General features: G+C 56.2%; 14 protein-coding genes. 8 read left to right on the forward strand and 6 right to left on the reverse strand.

Translation table 11 applies throughout. The annotated features are described in order from the left end of the window. Positions 1-83: 83 nt before the first annotated feature. From accC to ACOTX5_RS00105, 6 genes are all read right to left on the reverse strand, one after another. A complete protein-coding gene (gene accC / locus ACOTX5_RS00080; protein ID WP_003860388.1) occupies positions 84-1,433 on the reverse strand; it encodes an acetyl-CoA carboxylase biotin carboxylase subunit in 1,350 nt (449 codons plus the stop codon). Between the two features lie 10 nt (positions 1,434-1,443). Further along, on the reverse strand, positions 1,444-1,908 hold the full coding sequence (accB, locus tag ACOTX5_RS00085; protein WP_015572018.1) for an acetyl-CoA carboxylase biotin carboxyl carrier protein: 465 nt from the start codon (positions 1,906-1,908) through the stop codon (positions 1,444-1,446). 21 nt (positions 1,909-1,929) lie between these two features. Further along, a complete protein-coding gene (gene aroQ / locus ACOTX5_RS00090) occupies positions 1,930-2,382 on the reverse strand; it encodes a type II 3-dehydroquinate dehydratase (RefSeq protein WP_015572017.1) in 453 nt (150 codons plus the stop codon). Between the two features lie 234 nt (positions 2,383-2,616). Beyond that, positions 2,617-3,216: a protein-methionine-sulfoxide reductase heme-binding subunit MsrQ gene (gene msrQ / locus ACOTX5_RS00095; RefSeq protein WP_003860393.1), complete on the reverse strand. Its 600-nt coding sequence runs from the start codon at positions 3,214-3,216 to the stop codon at positions 2,617-2,619. Continuing rightward, a complete protein-coding gene (gene msrP / locus ACOTX5_RS00100; RefSeq protein WP_015572016.1) occupies positions 3,217-4,218 on the reverse strand; it encodes a protein-methionine-sulfoxide reductase catalytic subunit MsrP in 1,002 nt (333 codons plus the stop codon). 77 nt (positions 4,219-4,295) lie between these two features. Then, complete coding sequence (locus ACOTX5_RS00105; protein WP_017382706.1) at positions 4,296-5,270, reverse strand: MDR family oxidoreductase; 975 nt, start codon at positions 5,268-5,270, stop codon at positions 4,296-4,298. Positions 5,271-5,454: 184 nt separating this feature from the next. Here ACOTX5_RS00105 and csrD point away from each other — a divergent pair, with 184 nt between their 5' ends. The 8 genes from csrD to tldD all read left to right on the forward strand — a co-directional run bounded on the left by csrD (position 5,455) and on the right by tldD (position 17,728). Further along, positions 5,455-7,395 carry an RNase E specificity factor CsrD gene (csrD, locus tag ACOTX5_RS00110; protein WP_032669091.1) on the forward strand — a complete coding sequence of 647 codons (1,941 nt, stop codon included), beginning with the start codon at positions 5,455-5,457 and terminating at the stop codon, positions 7,393-7,395. 282 nt (positions 7,396-7,677) lie between these two features. Beyond that, on the forward strand, positions 7,678-8,721 hold the full coding sequence (gene mreB / locus ACOTX5_RS00115) for a rod shape-determining protein MreB (protein ID WP_000913396.1): 1,044 nt from the start codon (positions 7,678-7,680) through the stop codon (positions 8,719-8,721). 62 nt (positions 8,722-8,783) lie between these two features. Further along, on the forward strand, positions 8,784-9,800 hold the full coding sequence (gene mreC / locus ACOTX5_RS00120; RefSeq protein WP_003860400.1) for a rod shape-determining protein MreC: 1,017 nt from the start codon (positions 8,784-8,786) through the stop codon (positions 9,798-9,800). Further along, a complete protein-coding gene (gene mreD / locus ACOTX5_RS00125) occupies positions 9,800-10,288 on the forward strand; it encodes a rod shape-determining protein MreD (RefSeq protein ID WP_003860402.1) in 489 nt (162 codons plus the stop codon). Before mreC ends, mreD begins: the two co-directional genes overlap by 1 nt. Before the next feature lie 9 nt (positions 10,289-10,297). Continuing rightward, positions 10,298-10,891 carry a Maf family protein gene (locus ACOTX5_RS00130; RefSeq protein ID WP_003860403.1) on the forward strand — a complete coding sequence of 198 codons (594 nt, stop codon included), beginning with the start codon at positions 10,298-10,300 and terminating at the stop codon, positions 10,889-10,891. Then, on the forward strand, positions 10,881-12,350 hold the full coding sequence (rng, locus tag ACOTX5_RS00135) for a ribonuclease G (protein WP_003860405.1): 1,470 nt from the start codon (positions 10,881-10,883) through the stop codon (positions 12,348-12,350). The genes ACOTX5_RS00130 and rng overlap by 11 nt, the downstream gene beginning before the upstream one ends. Before the next feature lie 42 nt (positions 12,351-12,392). Further along, positions 12,393-16,199, forward strand: coding sequence for an AsmA2 domain-containing protein YhdP (gene yhdP / locus ACOTX5_RS00140; protein ID WP_045911920.1), 3,807 nt, complete (start codon positions 12,393-12,395; stop codon positions 16,197-16,199). An 83-nt stretch (positions 16,200-16,282) separates the two neighbouring features. Beyond that, entirely contained in the window at positions 16,283-17,728 is a 1,446-nt protein-coding gene (gene tldD / locus ACOTX5_RS00145; protein WP_045911919.1) for a metalloprotease TldD, read from the forward strand. Positions 17,729-17,743: the final 15 nt, after the last annotated feature.

Genomic DNA, 17,743 nt, shown 5'->3' on the forward strand with positions numbered 1-17,743 from the left:
GCGGGGATTGTACATGAAGGGGCTTAGCGATCCCCAGAAATAAAAAAGGCCGGATAATCCGGCCTTTTAGCAACACTGGTCTCTTACTTCTCGTTCAGACCGAGTTTTTTCTCCAGGTAGTGGATGTTAGTCCCACCATTCTGGAAGTGCTCGTCGCTCATAATGCGCATCTGGAGATCAACGTTGGTTTTGATCCCGTCGATGATCAGCTCCTGAAGGGCGTTCTTCATGCGGGCAATGGCCACGTCACGGTTTTCGCCGTAGCAGATCAGCTTACCAATCATTGAGTCATAGTACGGCGGTACGGTGTAACCGGCGTAGATATGGGACTCCCAGCGCACACCAAAGCCACCCGGCGCGTGGAAACGCGTGATTTTACCCGGGCTTGGCAGGAAGGTGTTCGGGTCTTCGGCGTTGATACGGCACTCTACCGCATGGCCTTTAACCACAACTTCTTCCTGTTTGATGGACAGCGGCTGACCGGCTGCGATACGCAGCTGTTCTTTGATCAGGTCAACGCCGGTGATCATTTCGGTAACCGGGTGTTCAACCTGAATACGGGTGTTCATCTCGATGAAGTAGAACTCGCCGTTTTCGAACAGGAACTCAAAGGTACCCGCCCCGCGATAGCCGATATCGACACACGCTTTAGCGCAACGCTCGCCGATGTAGCGACGCAGCTCCGGCGTAATGCCCGGCGCTGGCGCTTCTTCGACCACTTTCTGGTGACGACGCTGCATGGAGCAGTCACGTTCTGCCAGATAGATTGCGTTACCCTGACCGTCAGCCAGCACCTGAATTTCGATGTGGCGTGGGTTTTCCAGGTATTTTTCCATGTACACCATGTCATTGCTGAAAGCCGCTTTCGCTTCCGCTTTGGTCATGGAGATGGACTGCGCCAGTTCAGCATCGCTGCGTACAACGCGCATACCGCGACCGCCGCCGCCGCCGGACGCTTTGATGATCACCGGATAGCCAATGCGTTTAGCATGGGCGCGGTTAGCATCCATATCGTCGGTCAGCGGGCCGTCAGAGCCCGGTACGGTTGGCACGCCGGCTTTTTTCATCGCGGTGATGGCAGACACTTTGTCACCCATCAGGCGAATGGTGTCGGCTTTCGGGCCAATGAAGATAAAGCCAGAGCGTTCAACCTGCTCAGCAAAGTTGGCGTTCTCAGAGAGGAAACCATAACCCGGGTGAATCGCGACCGCGCCAGTGATTTCGGCGGCGCTGATGATCGCCGGGATGTTCAGATAGCTTTTTACGGACGGAGCCGGACCGATACAGACCGTCTCATCCGCCAGCAATACGTGTTTTAAATCGCGATCCGCGCTTGAGTGCACGGCCACGGTCTTGATGCCCAGTTCTTTACAGGCACGAAGAATACGCAGTGCAATCTCGCCACGGTTGGCGATAACAATTTTATCCAGCATGTTCGCCTCGTTACTCGATGACGACCAGCGGCTCGTCAAATTCTACCGGCTGACCACTTTCGACCAGGATCGCTTTCACAGTACCTGATTTGTCTGCTTCGATCTGGTTCATCATTTTCATGGCTTCAACGATGCACAGGGTATCGCCTACGTTGACTTTCTGACCCACTTCGATGAACGCCTTCGCGTCCGGGCTCGGGGTGCGGTAGAAAGTACCAACCATTGGGGAACGTACGATGTGACCACTGATTTCTGTTGCAGCCGCAGGTGCCGCTTCTGCTGCCACTGGTGCAACGGCTGCGGAGAGCGCAGGCTGCTGCACTGGCGCAGCGTAAGCTTGCTGCATTACCGGGAAGCTAGCGGCCGGGGCTGCACGGCTGATGCGTACAGACTCTTCGCCTTCAGAAATTTCCAGTTCGGAGATGCCTGATTCTTCAACCAGCTCGATCAGTTTTTTAATCTTACGAATATCCATGAGTGGGTTCCGTACTCTTGTTTAGTGTGATTGTGACAAGCGTTTTACCGCTGTCTGTAAAGCGTATGAATAGCCGTCTGCACCCAGCCCACAAATCACGCCAGCGGCGATATCTGACAGGTAGGAATGGTGGCGGAACGGCTCTCGGGCGTGCACGTTACTCAGGTGGATCTCGATAAACGGGATACTCACCGCGAGCAGTGCGTCGCGTATAGCAACACTGGTGTGCGTAAACGCGGCCGGATTGATCAGGATATAGTCCACAGTGTCTTTAGCCTGATGAATACGGTCGATGATTGCGTACTCCGCGTTTGACTGAAAATGGTCCAAATCCACATTCAGCGGGGCTGCTTCCGTACTCAGACGGTTAACAATTTCGCTCAATGTCAGCGTGCCGTACTTCTCTGGCTCACGGGTGCCGAGCATGTTCAGGTTCGGACCGTTCAATACTAAAATTTGGAATTTGTCAGCCATTGTGCCGCTATCTCCTGCGATTTTCGGGTAAAAAACAACATATACCCTCAAAGCGCAATTGTCACCCTTTCAGAGGCCTAAAACCCCTGTCCGGAAAACCGAAGTCGCACATTATAACGATTTCGTAGCATTTGGCAGCTAAATACTGGTCTTATCAGGGAAGATTATCAACCGCTATCCGAAAAAGATTCGCGGTTGATAAATAATCTGCGGGAAAACGCACAGTTTCGTGAACTATCGCAACCACTGGCGGAACTTCTTGTAACGCCACGCTAAAAGGGCCAGGGCCAGCAGGGCGTAGATGACCGGCTGAGGGGATAAAATCTTCACCGACCACAGGTAATGAATCGGGGCGAGGATCGCGACAAGATAGACGAAGTTGTGCAGCAGTTGCCAGCGTCGACCCAGTTTTCGCTGCGCATACTGCGTGGATGTCAGCGTCAGCGCCAGTAAAACCAGCCAGCTTACGATACCCAGCGTCAGATAGGGACGCGTCACCAGTTCGCTGCCAAGGAGTGCCAGGTTGTTAATGCCCAGTTCCAGCAGGGCGTAGCTGGTGAGATGCAGCGTCGCCCAGGCAAAACACCATAGCCCTAAAAGCCGACGGGTGCGTATCAATAATGGCTGTTTAGCGTAGCGCGCCAGCGGTGAGACGAGCAAGGTCGCCAGCAAAAATTTCAGAGCCATCCGACCCGTAAAATGCTGAATATCTTTCGCCGGATCGGCACTGAACTGTCCCTGGCTGGCTGCCCAGAAGAGCCAGATAAAGGGGAGCAATCCTGCTAAATGCAGGAGTACCTTCAGCCAGGTTATCTGCTTTGCCGTTAAACGCACTTAGAAGTTCTCCCGTAAATTCAGCCCACGGTAGAGGGATGCCACCTCATCCGCATAGCCGTTAAACAGCAGCGTTGGCTGGCGTTTAACATCCAGCGCGCCGCCGGAGCCGATAAAACGTTCCGTCGCCTGCGACCAGCGCGGATGGTCAACGTGCGGGTTAACGTTGGCAAAAAAACCATACTCGTCAGGCGCTGCCAGGTTCCAGGTGGTGGGGGGGCGTTCACGGGTGAGCTTAATGCTGACGATCGATTTGATGCCCTTGAAACCGTATTTCCACGGTACGGTCAGGCGAATGGGCGCCCCGTTTTGCGGCGGCAGCGCTTTGCCGTAAACCCCAACGGTAAGCAGCGTAAGCGGATGCATGGCTTCGTCGAGACGTAAACCTTCAACGTAGGGATACTCCAGCCCGCCGCCGATAAACCGATCCTTCTGGCCTGGCATCTCGTCCGGGGCGTAGCGCGTCTGGAAGGAAACATACTTCGCGTTGCTGGTGGGCTCAACCAGCGCCAGCAGTTTATGCAAAGGGAAACCTACCCACGGCACCACCATCGACCAGGCTTCCACACAGCGCATACGGTAAATGCGTTCTTCAAGTGGGAAGCGGGTGGTGAGGTCATGATGATCCAGCGTCAGCGGTTTTGCCACCTCGCCATCTATCTTCAGCGTCCAGGGATCGGTTTTCATGCTCCCGGCGTTGGCGGCAGGATCGGCCTTATCGAGACCAAACTCATAGAAGTTGTTATAGCCGGTGACTTTATCTTCCGGCGTCAGCGCCAGTTTATTCTGCCACTGCGCCGGTTTGGTGAAGTTAAGCGGTGCGCCGGAGGGGGCTTTCGGGCGATCGTTGCCCTTAAACCAGTCGAGCAGATCGGCATGGGCCGCAGGGGTGAGTGTCAGGGCGGTGGCGCTGATGCCAAGCATTTTCAGGATCTGGCGGCGCTGTAGCATAAAGACAGATTCAGACGTTACGTCGGCTTCCGTCAGTTTTCGGGTTTTCATGGCATCCTCCGTCAGGCGTTTTTCTAAGCATGACGGAGGAGGAGGGTTAGCGCGAATATGTCACGAAAATTTGAAGATTAGGCGATTTTAACCAGCGCACGACCGTGGAACTGATTGTCCATGATTTTACTGGCGAACTCTGGTGCCTGGCTCAGGGTAATCTCAGTGGCGCTCTGGTCAAAGAATGAGGCTGGCAGATCCTGCACCAGACGTTCCCAGGCCTCAGCTCGCCGCTCGGCTGGGGTCATGACCGAATCGACACCCTGAAGACGCACGTTACGCAGAATAAATGGCATCACCGTCGTCGGCAGGGCAAAACCGCCCGCCAGACCACAGGCCGCCACGCAGCCGCCGTAATTCATTTGCGCCAGCACCTTCGCCAGCACTTTGTCGCCGACGGTATCTACTGCGCCAGCCCAGACCTGTTTTTCCAGCGGGCGGGTCTCGGCGAATTCGTCGCGGCTCAGAATACGGCTTGCGCCCAATTGACGTAGATAATCATGCGTACTTTCGCGGCCTGAGACGGCAGCGACCTGATACCCCAGCTTGTGCAGCAGCGTGACGGCCGTGCTGCCCACGCCGCCGCTGGCGCCGGTGACGACAATTTCGCCAGAGTCAGGGCGGATCCCGGCCTCTTCCAGCGCCATCACGCACAGCATGGCGGTGAAACCTGCCGTGCCGATGATCATCGCCTTACGACCGTCCAGGCCTTTCGGCATCGGGACCAGCCAGTCACCTTTTACGCGCGCCTGCGCTGCCAGTCCGCCCCAGTGGTTTTCACCTACGCCCCAGCCGGTGAGCAGCACCTGCTGTCCGGCGTGAAAACGTGGATCTTCACTGGTATGTACGCGGCCTGCAAAGTCGATTCCTGGCACCATCGGGAAATTTCGGATGATTTTACCTTTTCCCGTAATGGCCAGCGCATCCTTATAGTTCAGGCTGGACCAGTCGATATCTACGGTCACGTCGCCCTCCGGCAGGCGGCTCTCCTCGATGGCTTGCACTGAGGCAACGGTTTTGCCGTCCTGCTGTTCTAAGATCAAAGCCTGCATACTGGGTCCTCACTAGGTTTGATGATGGGAAAATATGTTCTGATGACTATACTCGCTCAATGAAACGCAGTGCCGATTTAACGCAATAAATTGCCAGATACGCCAGGTTTGGTAGTATGCCGCATTTGAAATGCAAGTTAGTGCTCACTTGCACCCCCCTTCAACCCACGGAGTAATCTCAAGGATGCGATTAACGACGAAGTTCTCAGCTTTTATCACCTTGCTGACGGGGCTGACCATATTTGTCACGCTAATCGGCTGCTCGCTGAGCTTTTACAATGCCATCCAGGATAAGCTGGTTAACCGGGTTGAATCGGTTGCATCGGTTATCGACACTCGCCTGATTGCAACCTCCTTCCCGGCACTTTCGCGTGAGCTGGATGAGTTAATGGTGCCTGTGGATATCGTGCAGATCGACATTAAACAGGGGAAGCAGACCGTTTTCAGCCATACCCGCCAGGGCAGCTATCGTCCTGCCGGCACGGTAGATCAGTATCGGGACGTCACGGTTAATTCACTTAAACATCCGGGTATGACAATTCATCTGATGTACCAGGATCCGATGAGCAACTATTTACGCTCGCTTATGACCACCGCGCCCTTAACCATCGCCGTTGCCTTTATCGTACTGCTGATTTTCCTCGCCGTTCGCTGGCAGCGTCGTCAACTTTCCGGCCAGGAGCTGCTGGAAACACGCTCCGTGCGGATACTGAATGGCGAACGGGGTCCACAGGTGCGGGGATCGGTTTATGAATGGCCATCACGCACCAGTAGCGCCCTGGACGTGTTGCTCTCCGAAATCCAGTTTGCCAGCGATCAGCGTAGCCGTATGGACACATTGATTCGCTCTTACGCCGCGCAGGATAACAAAACGGGCCTCAACAACCGTCTTTTCTTTGATAATCAGCTGGCTACCCTTCTTGATGACCCCGAAAAGGTGGGTACGCATGGCGTGGTAATGATGATTCGCCTGCCCGACTTCGATCTGCTCCGTGATACCTGGGGTCAGCGCGTGGCGGAAGAGAACCTCTTTACGCTGATTAACCTGCTGTCCACCTTTATTATGCGCTACCCCGGCGCGTTACTGGCACGCTACCACCGCAGCGACTTTGCCGTCTTGCTGCCGCATCGCACCTTAAAGGAGTCCGAGAGTATCGCCAGCCAGCTGCTGAAAGCCGTCGATGCGCTGCCCCAGAGCAAAATGCTCGACAGAGACGATATGGTGCATATGGGCATCTGTGCCTGGCGCGGCGGTCAGTCGACGGAGCAGGTGATGGAACATGCGGAAGCGGCCACGCGTAACGCCGTATTGCAGGGGGCGAACGGCTGGGCAGTCTATGATGATACGCTGCCGGAGAAAGGGCGCGGCAACGTGCGCTGGCGAACCCTGATTGAACAGATGCTTAGCCGGGGCGGACCGCGCATCTATCAAAAACCGGCGGTCATGAAGAATGGTCATGTTCATCATCGTGAGCTGATGTGCCGTATTTTTGATGGCACAGAAGAGGTTATCTCCGCGGAATATCTGCCCATGGTGTTGCAATTCGGATTGTCCGAAGAGTATGACCGTCAGCAAATCACCCGTCTCATTCCGTTTTTATCGTACTGGCCTGAAGAAAATCTGGCTTTACAGGTGACCGTCGAATCGCTGATCCGTCCGCGTTTCCAGCGCTGGTTACGTGACACGTTAATGCAATGCGAAAAATCGCAACGCAAACGCATTATTTTTGAACTTGCAGAGGCAGATGTAGGTCAACACATCAGCCGGTTGCGCCCGGTAGTGCGTTTAATCAATGCGCTTGGGGCTCGCGTGGCGGTAACCCAGGCGGGTTTGACGCTGGTGAGCACCCGCTGGATCAAAGAGCTGGATGTTGAATTATTGAAGCTGCATCCGGGTCTGGTAAGGAATATTGAAAAACGCACGGAAAACCAGCTGCTGGTACAAAGCCTGGTGGAAGCGTGCAAAGGAACGCAAACGCAAGTATTTGCCACAGGCGTACGTTCACGTAGTGAATGGCAGATGTTGACAGAGCGCGGCGTGACGGGCGGTCAGGGGGATTTTTTTGCCGCCTCTCAGCCGCTTGACACCAATGTGAAAAAATATTTGCAAAGATACTCTGTTTGACCTGCCGTTTACTTTGTTTTCACGTAGAATATCGCGCCTGTAGCTTTGAGTAAGACGAGCATAAAAGCCAGTGAACGACCTTTAGTGGGTTACAAGTGAAAGTGAGGGACGCTGCTGTTTACTCAGCCCTGAGGGATTCAGGGGATGAATTTGTAACAAAGGAAACGTGCTGCACTAATTTTCACCGTAGCAGACGATTTTTGCGCCTTGTCGCTGCTGCGTGTGGTTGGTAAAGTAAGCGGATTTTGTTTTCCGCCCCAGCTTTCAGGATTATCCCTTAGTATGTTGAAAAAATTTCGTGGCATGTTTTCCAATGACCTGTCCATTGACCTGGGTACCGCGAATACCCTTATTTATGTAAAAGGACAAGGCATCGTATTGAATGAGCCTTCCGTTGTGGCCATTCGTCAGGATCGTGCCGGCTCGCCAAAAAGCGTGGCCGCAGTAGGTCATGATGCGAAGCAGATGCTGGGCCGTACGCCGGGCAACATCGCCGCGATCCGCCCTATGAAAGACGGCGTTATTGCTGACTTCTTCGTGACCGAAAAAATGCTTCAGCACTTCATCAAGCAGGTTCACAGCAACAGCTTCATGCGCCCAAGCCCGCGCGTGCTGGTGTGTGTGCCGGTTGGCGCAACCCAGGTTGAACGCCGTGCGATCCGTGAATCCGCTCAGGGCGCCGGTGCGCGTGAAGTGTTCCTGATTGAAGAACCGATGGCTGCGGCAATTGGTGCGGGTCTGCCGGTTTCTGAGGCTACCGGTTCTATGGTGGTGGATATCGGTGGCGGTACCACTGAAGTGGCCGTTATCTCCCTGAACGGTGTGGTGTACTCCTCTTCCGTGCGTATCGGCGGCGACCGTTTCGACGAAGCCATCATCAATTACGTTCGCCGTAACTACGGCTCTCTGATCGGTGAAGCAACCGCAGAGCGCATCAAGCATGAAATCGGTTCTGCCTATCCGGGTGATGAAGTACGCGAGATCGAAGTTCGCGGTCGTAACCTGGCTGAAGGCGTGCCACGCGGATTCACCCTGAACTCCAACGAAATCCTGGAAGCGTTGCAGGAGCCGCTGACCGGCATAGTGAGCGCGGTGATGGTTGCGCTGGAACAGTGCCCGCCAGAGCTGGCTTCCGATATCTCCGAGCGCGGTATGGTTCTGACCGGTGGTGGTGCGCTGCTGCGTAACCTCGACCGCCTGTTAATGGAAGAGACAGGTATTCCTGTCGTAGTTGCAGAAGATCCACTGACTTGCGTCGCCCGTGGTGGTGGCAAGGCGCTGGAAATGATCGACATGCACGGCGGCGACTTGTTTAGCGAAGAGTAGTCGGGTGTGAGAGGGTAGCAATTCGCTACCCTTTCTCTCTGACGCGAGAATACGCATAGCCTATGAAGCCAATTTTTAGCCGTGGCCCGTCGCTACAGTTTCGCCTGATCCTGGCGGTTCTGGTTGCGCTCGGGGTCATTATTGCCGATAGCCGCCTCGGTACGTTCAGCCAGATCCGAACGTACATGGATACCGCCGTCAGTCCTTTCTACTTTATTTCAAATGGTCCCCGTGAACTGCTCGACTCCGTGTCGCAAACGCTCTCATCGCGTGACCAGCTCGAACTCGAAAACCGTGCGTTACGCCAGGAACTGCTGCTGAAAAATAGCGAGCTGCTGATGCTGGGGCAATATAAGCAGGAAAACGCCCGTCTGCGCGAACTGCTTGGCTCGCCGCTGCGCCAGGATGAACAGAAAATGGTCACCCAGGTGATCTCCACCGTAAACGATCCGTACAGCGATCAGGTGGTGATTGATAAAGGCAGCGTGAACGGCGTATACGAAGGTCAGCCTGTCATCAGCGATAAGGGCGTCGTGGGCCAGGTTGTGGCGGTTGCCAAACTGACCAGCCGCGTGTTGCTGATTTGCGATGCCACCCATGCACTGCCGATTCAGGTGCTGCGTAACGATATTCGCGTGATTGCCGCCGGTAATGGCTGCACGGACGATCTGCAACTGGAACACCTGCCTGCCAACACGGATATCCGCGTGGGCGACGTGCTGGTGACGTCCGGTCTGGGCGGTCGTTTCCCTGAGGGCTACCCGGTTGCGGTTGTCTCTTCCGTGAAGCTCGACACTCAGCGTGCCTACACCGTGATTCAGGCGCGTCCAACGGCCGGCTTGCAGCGTTTGCGCTACCTGTTGCTGCTGTGGGGCGCCGATCGTAACGGCGCTAACCCGATGACACCGGAAGATGTGCATCGCGTGGCCAACGAACGCCTGATGCAGATGATGCCGCAGGTGCTGCCTGCGCCGGATGCGATGGGACCACCTGCACCCGTACCGGCTCCGGCGACGGGGTTAACGCAGCCGCTGCCGGATGCGCCCCCACCGCCGCAAGTCTCGGGTGGAGGGCAGTAGTGGCCAGTTATCGTAGCCAGGGGCGCTGGGTAATCTGGCTCTCATTCCTCGTTGCACTGTTGCTGCAAATTATGCCCTGGCCGGACGACATTCTTGTTTTCCGGCCAAACTGGGTATTGCTCATTTTGCTCTACTGGATCCTTGCCCTGCCGCACCGCGTAAATGTCGGCACAGGTTTTGTGATGGGTGCCATACTGGATCTTATCAGTGGCTCTACGCTTGGCGTCCGCGCCTTATCCATGAGCATTATTGCGTATCTCGTCGCACTCAAATTCCAGCTCTTTCGTAACCTTGCGCTCTGGCAACAGGCGCTGGTAGTGATGTTGTTGTCGCTCGCTGCGGATATCGTTGTTTTCTGGGCAGAGTTTTTAGTGATCAACGTCTCTTTCCGACCGGAAGTGTTCTGGAGTAGTGTAGTAAACGGTGTGCTCTGGCCGTGGCTGTTCCTGCTGATGCGTAAAATTCGCCAGCAGTTTGCCGTGCAATAAAAGGTTTCTATGACGTCTTTGTATCTTGCCTCCGGTTCTCCGCGTCGCCAGGAACTGCTCGCGCAGTTGGGTGTCTCCTTCGAACGCATCGTTACCGGTATCGAAGAAAAACGTGCTGAGGGTGAAAGCGCTCAGCAGTATGTCTCTCGTCTGGCGCGTGAAAAAGCGCAGGCGGGCGTGGCATGCGTGCCGCGTGACTTACCGGTGCTGGGTGCGGATACCATCGTTATTCTCAATGGTGAGGTGCTTGAGAAACCCCGCGACGCAGACCATGCGGCGCGGATGCTGCGTAATATGTCCGGACAAACCCATCAGGTGATGACGGCGGTAGCGCTGGCAGATAGCCAGTACGTTCTGGATTGCCTTGTGGTAACGGAAGTGACGTTCAGAGTCCTCACCGACGAGGAGATCGCCGGCTATATCGCCAGCGGTGAACCTATGGATAAAGCAGGTGCATACGGTATTCAAGGGTTGGGTGGCTGTTTTGTCAGGAAGATAAATGGCAGCTATCACGCCGTAGTCGGCTTACCGCTGGTGGAAACGTATGAGTTGCTGAGCAATTTTAACTCACTGCGTGAGGGAAGGGATAATTATGACGGCTGAATTGTTGGTAAACGTAACGCCATCGGAAACCCGTGTGGCCTACATTGATGGTGGCATTCTCCAGGAAATTCATATTGAGCGTGAAGCGCGACGCGGAATCGTAGGCAATATCTACAAAGGTCGTGTCAGTCGTGTCCTGCCGGGTATGCAGGCGGCTTTTGTAGATATTGGGCTCGATAAGGCGGCGTTTTTACATGCCTCCGATATCATGCCGCACACCGAATGTGTGGCAGGCGAAGAGCAAAAGCAGTTTGCCGTGCGCGACATCTCTGAGCTGGTGCGTCAGGGCCAGGATCTGATGGTACAGGTGGTAAAAGATCCGCTTGGCACCAAAGGCGCGCGTCTGACCACCGACATCACCCTGCCTTCACGCTATCTGGTCTTTATGCCGGGGGCGTCGCACGTCGGCGTGTCACAGCGTATTGAGAGCGAAAGCGAGCGTGAGCGCCTGAAAAAGGTGGTCAGCGCCTACTGCGACGAGCAGGGCGGGTTTATTATCCGTACCGCGGCGGAAGGGATCAGCGAAGAAGATCTGGCCTCGGATGCGGCCTACCTGAAGCGCGTCTGGACCAAAGTGATGGAGCGTAAAAAACGCAACCAGACCCGCTACAGGCTGTACGGTGAGCTGGCGCTCGCTCAGCGCGTATTACGTGATTTCGCCGACGCCCAGCTTGACCGCATCCGCGTGGACTCCCGTCTGACGTATGAAGCCTTACTGGAGTTCACCGCCGAGTACATCCCGGAAATGCCGGGTCTGCTGGAGCATTACACCGGACGCCAGCCAATATTTGACCTCTATGACGTTGAAAACGAAATCCAGCGTGCGCTGGAGCGTAAGGTTGAGCTGAAATCGGGTGGCTATCTGATCATCGATCAAACCGAAGCGATGACCACCGTCGACATCAACACCGGCGCGTTTGTCGGCCATCGCAACCTCGATGACACCATCTTCAACACCAACATAGAAGCGACGCAGGCCATCGCGCGTCAGCTTCGTCTGCGTAATCTGGGCGGCATTATCATCATCGACTTTATCGATATGAACAATGAAGATCACCGCCGTCGCGTGCTGCACTCTCTGGAGCAGGCGCTGAGTAAGGACCGCGTGAAAACCAGCATCAATGGCTTCTCGCAGCTCGGTCTGGTGGAAATGACCCGGAAACGGACCCGCGAAAGCGTGGAACATGTCCTGTGTAATGAGTGTCCAACCTGCCATGGACGCGGAACGGTAAAGACGGTGGAGACGGTCTGCTACGAGATCATGCGTGAGATTGTCCGTGTCCATCATGCCTACGACTCAGACCGTTTTCTGGTCTATGCTTCCCCTGCGGTGGCGGAGGCCCTGAAAGGGGAAGAGTCGCACGCGCTGGCAGAAGTGGAAATCTTTGTCGGCAAACAGGTAAAAGTGCAAATTGAGCCGCTCTATAACCAGGAGCAGTTTGACGTCGTCATGATGTAAACGCAGTTCGCTGCGAGATTTAAGGCTGACAAGGAGAGACGCGTGAGGCGATTGCCGGGGATTTTACTGCTTACAGGGGCAACGCTGGTCGTGATTGTCGCGTTGCTCGTGAGCGGGCTGCGTCTCGCCTTGCCGCATCTGGACAGCTGGCGGCCGCAGATCCTGGCAAAAATCGAATCCGCCACCGGCCTGCCGGTGGACGTGAGTCATATCGAGGCAAGCTGGCAGAACTTTGGCCCGACGCTTGATGCGCGGGATATCAGCGCCAGCCTGAAAGATGGCGGCCACCTCAAAATCAAACGCGTCACCCTGGCGCTGGATGTCTGGCAAAGCCTGCTGCATCTGCGCTGGCAGTTTCGCGATCTCACCTTCTGGCAACTACAGCTGATGACTAACACGCCGCTGCGAAGCGGCGACAGCGATCGGGGGCTGGAAACCAGCCGTATCAGCGATCTGTTCCTGCGGCAGTTCGATCATTTCGATCTGCGCGACAGCGAAGTGAGCTTTATTACTCTTTCCGGCCAGCGCGCTGAGCTGGCGATCCCACAGCTGACCTGGTTAAACGGAGAAGATCGCCACCGCGCCGAGGGGCAGGTGAATCTCTCCAGCCTGAACGGGCAGCACGGCGTTATGCAGGTGCGGATGGATCTGCGTGACGACAATGGCCTGCTGAACAACGGCAGGGTGTGGCTACAGGCGGACGACGTGGACGTGAAGCCGTGGCTCGGTGAGTGGTTACAGCAGAACATGCAGCTGGAGACCGCGCGCTTCAGCCTGGAAGGCTGGATGACCCTGACGAACGGGACGTTCGCCAGCGGCGATATCTGGCTTAAGCAGGGGGGCGCGAGCTGGAAAGGGGAAAACCATCAGCATCAACTTTCCGTCGATAACCTCACCGCACACGTGACGCAGGATAAAGGCGGCTGGCAGTTCGCTATACCGGATACGCGCATCTCCATGGATAACAAACCCTGGCCGCGCGGCGCGCTGACGCTGGCGTGGATGCCGGAGCAGGACGTCGGCGGGATAAACGGTAAACGCAGCGACGAGCTGCGTATCCGCGCCAGTAACCTGGATCTGACGGCGATCGAAGGGCTGCGTTCAATGGCCGCAAAACTCTCCCCGGAGCTGGGCGAAATCTGGCTGGCGACGCAGCCGAGCGGGCAGATAAACCGGCTGGCGCTGGATATTCCGCTCCAGGCCACGGAAAAGACGCGTTTTCAGGCGGCATGGAAAAATCTCGCCTGGAAACAGTGGAAACTGCTGCCGGGTGCTGAACACTTCAGCGGTAAACTGGAAGGAAGCGTGGAAAACGGCAGGCTGACGGCAGAAATGCAGCAAGCAAAAATGCCGTACGAAACGGTCTTCCGTGCGCCACTGGAGATCGAAAAGGGAAATGCCACCCTCAACTGGCTGAAGAATGACAAAGGTTTTCAGCTCGATGGCCGCGATATCGATGTGAAAGCCAAAGCGGTCCATGCGCGCGGTAATTTTCGTTATCTGCAGCCTGAAGGCGATGAGCCGTGGCTGGGTATTCTAGCGGGCATCAGCACGGATGACGGTTCACAGGCGTGGCGCTATTTCCCGGAAAACCTGATGGGGAAAGCGCTGGTGGACTATCTCAGCGGCGCCATTCAGGGCGGCCAGGCGGATAACGCCACGCTGGTCTACGGCGGCAACCCGCACCTGTTCCCGTATAAGCACAACGAAGGCCAGTTCCAGGTTCTGGTGCCGCTACGCAACGCCACCTATGCCTTCCAGCCGGACTGGCCAGCGCTGAAGAATCTGGATATCGAACTCAACTTCCTGAATGACGGCCTGTGGATGAAGACGGACAGCGTTGCGCTGGGCGGCGTAACGGCAAGCAACCTGACGGCAAACATCCCGGATTACTCCAAAGAGAAACTGCTGATTGATGCGGATATTAAGGGGCCGGGTAAAGCGGTTGGCCCGTACTTTGAAGATACGCCGCTGAATGACTCCCTGGCAGCCACCCTTCAGCAGTTGCAGTTAGATGGCGATGTGAATGCTCGCTTACATCTGGATATCCCGCTGGACGGTGAAATGACCACCGCCAAAGGCGACGTTCGCCTTAATAACAACAGCCTCTATATCAAGCCGCTGGACAGCACGCTGAACAACCTCAGCGGTCAGTTCAGCTTTGTTAACGGCACGTTGAAAAGTGAGCCGCTGAAAGCGACCTGGTTCAATCAACCCGTCAATATCGATTTCTCCACCACCGAGGGCGATAAAGCCTACCAGGTGGCGGTCAATATGGACGCGAACTGGCAGCCGTCACGCATGGATGTTCTGCCGAAGCCGATTGAGAATGCGGTGGACGGCGCGGTGTCATGGAATGGCAAGGTCGTCATCGACCTGCCTTATCATGCCGGTGCGCGCTATAACGTCGACATTACGGGCGATCTGAAAAACCTCAGCAGCCAACTTCCCGCGCCGCTGAATAAGAAAAGCGGTGAAGCATTGCCCGTCAATGTTAAGGTTGCGGGCAACCTTAACAGCTTCGATTTAACCGGAAACGCTGGTGGAACAAACCACTTCAACAGCCGCTGGCTGCTTAACCGCAAGCTGACGCTGGACAGAGCGATCTGGACGACGGACAGCCGTACCACGCCGCCGCTGCCGGAGCAGGCGGGCGTTGAACTGAATCTCCCGCCGATGGATGGCGCAGAGTGGCTGGCACTGTTCCAGAAAGGTGTCGGGCAAAACGTCGACCAAACGGCGCAGTTCCCACAGTCCATTACCTTGCGCACGCCTGCGCTGACGCTGGGCGGGCAGCAGTGGAACAACCTGAGTATTGTCTCCCGGCCGACGGTAAACGGCTCAAAGGTCGAGGCGCAGGGGCGTGAGATTAACGGTTCGTTGACCATGCGCGATCACGCGCCATGGCAGGCGGCTATCCGTTATCTCTATTACAATCCGACCTTTACGGCGTCTAAAGCACAGTCGACAAGCGCTTCTCCTGTCAGTGGCAGTGGAACGTCGCGCGTGGATTTCAGCGGCTGGCCCGATCTCCAGTTGCGCTGTGCGGAGTGCTGGCTGTGGGGGCAAAAATATGGCCGTATCGACGGTGATTTTGCTATTCAGGGCAATACGCTGAGCCTCTCTGGTGGGCTGGTGGATACCGGCTTTGGCCGCATGACTGCCGCTGGCGAATGGGTGAACAAACCGGGTGAACAGCGCACCTCGCTGAAAGGCGATATTAAAGGCAACAAGCTGGACGCCGCAGCTAACTTCTTCGGCATTAGCACGCCGCTTCGCGGATCGTCCTTCGATGTGAATTACGATCTGCACTGGCGTGCAGCGCCATGGACACCCGATGAAGCTTCGCTTAACGGCATCCTGAAAACCCACTTCGGTAAGGGGGAGATTGCCGATGTGAGCACGGGGCGCGCCGGGCAGATCCTGCGTCTGCTGAGTTTTGACGCGCTGCTGCGCAAGCTGCGCTTCGACTTTAGCGACACCTTCAGCGAAGGTTTCTACTACGATTCCATTCGCAGCACGGCGTGGATCAAAGACGGCGTTCTGCACACCGACGACACGCTGGTGGACGGCCTGGAAGCGGATATCGCGATGAAAGGGTCAGTGGATCTTGTGCGCCGCGAGCTGGATATGGAAGCCGTAGTGGCGCCGGAGATTTCCGCAAGCGTGGGCGTTGCGGCAGCCTTTGTGGTCAATCCGATCGTCGGAGCGGCGGTGTTTGCGGCCAGTAAAGTGCTGGGACCGCTCTGGAGCAAAGTCTCGATTCTGCGCTATCGCATTACCGGGCCGGTTGATAAACCACAGATTAATGAGGTGCTGCGCCAGCCGCGCAAAGAAGCACAGCAATGATTTGACGTGGGCAGGTAATTGCCTCACTCTCAATAAATACGATCTTTATACCGCCACTGGCGGCAACGAACGAGTAGCAATAGATGAGTCTGAACCTGATAAGTGAACATTTGCTCGCAGCGAACGGCCTGAGCCATCAGGACCTGTTCTCCATTCTTGGTCAACTGACCGAACGCCGCCTCGACTACGGCGATCTCTATTTCCAGTCGAGCTATCACGAATCCTGGGTTTTAGAAGACAGCATCATTAAAGATGGCTCTTATAACATTGACCAGGGCGTCGGCGTGCGCGCCGTCAGCGGCGAAAAAACCGGTTTTGCCTATGCAGACCAGATAAGCCTGGCCGCGCTGGAGCAGAGCGCGAAGGCGGCGCGAACCATTGTGCGCGATACAGGCGACGGACGGGTGAAAACGCTGGGTGAAGTGCAGCACGCTGCGCTCTATACCAGCATCGACCCGCTGCAAAGCATGAGCCGCGAAGAGAAGCTGGACATCCTTCGTCGCGTGGACAAAGTGGCTCGCGCGGCGGATAAACGCGTGCAGGAAGTCTCTGCCAGCCTGACCGGTGTTTATGAACTGATCCTGGTGGCGGCGACGGACGGTACCCTGGCGGCGGATGTTCGCCCGCTGGTGCGTCTCTCTATCAGCGTGCAGGTTGAAGACGACGGCAAGCGCGAGCGCGGCTCCAGCGGTGGCGGCGGTCGTTTTGGTTATGACTGGTTCCTGGGTGATGTTGACGGCGAAGCCCGCGCGGATGCATGGGCAAAAGAAGCCGTGCGCATGGCGCTGGTCAACCTGTCTGCCGTGGCTGCACCCGCCGGTACGTTGCCGGTGGTACTGGGCGCAGGCTGGCCGGGAGTGCTGCTGCACGAAGCGGTCGGTCACGGCCTGGAAGGTGATTTCAACCGTCGCGGGACGTCCGTATTCAGCGGTCAGATGGGGCAGCTTGTCTCCTCAGAGCTGTGTACCGTGGTGGATGATGGCACCATGCTCGACCGTCGCGGCTCGATTTCTATCGACGATGAAGGTACACCGGGTCAGTACAACGTGCTGATCGAAAACGGCGTACTGAAAGGCTACATGCAGGACAAGCTTAACGCGCGCCTGATGGGCGTTGCGCCGACGGGTAACGGCCGTCGTGAATCCTACGCACATCTGCCGATGCCGCGCATGACCAATACTTACATGCTGCCGGGCCAGTCCACGCCGCAGGAGATTATCGAATCCGTTGATTACGGTATCTTCGCGCCAAACTTTGGCGGCGGTCAGGTGGATATCACCTCCGGCAAATTTGTCTTCTCTACCTCAGAGGCGTATCTAATTGAGAAGGGCAAAGTGACCAAAGCGGTGAAGGGCGCAACCCTGATTGGCTCCGGCATTGAGGCCATGCAGCAGATTTCCATGGTCGGTAACGACCTGAAACTGGATAACGGCGTGGGCGTTTGCGGCAAAGAGGGCCAGAGCCTGCCTGTGGGCGTCGGTCAGCCTACGCTGAAAGTGGATAATCTGACGGTGGGCGGCACGGCGTAAATTTTCCCCCGCACT

The sequence above is a fragment of the Enterobacter cloacae complex sp. IR5441 genome, from assembly GCF_049238215.1.
Classification (GTDB): domain Bacteria; phylum Pseudomonadota; class Gammaproteobacteria; order Enterobacterales; family Enterobacteriaceae; genus Enterobacter; species Enterobacter hormaechei_C.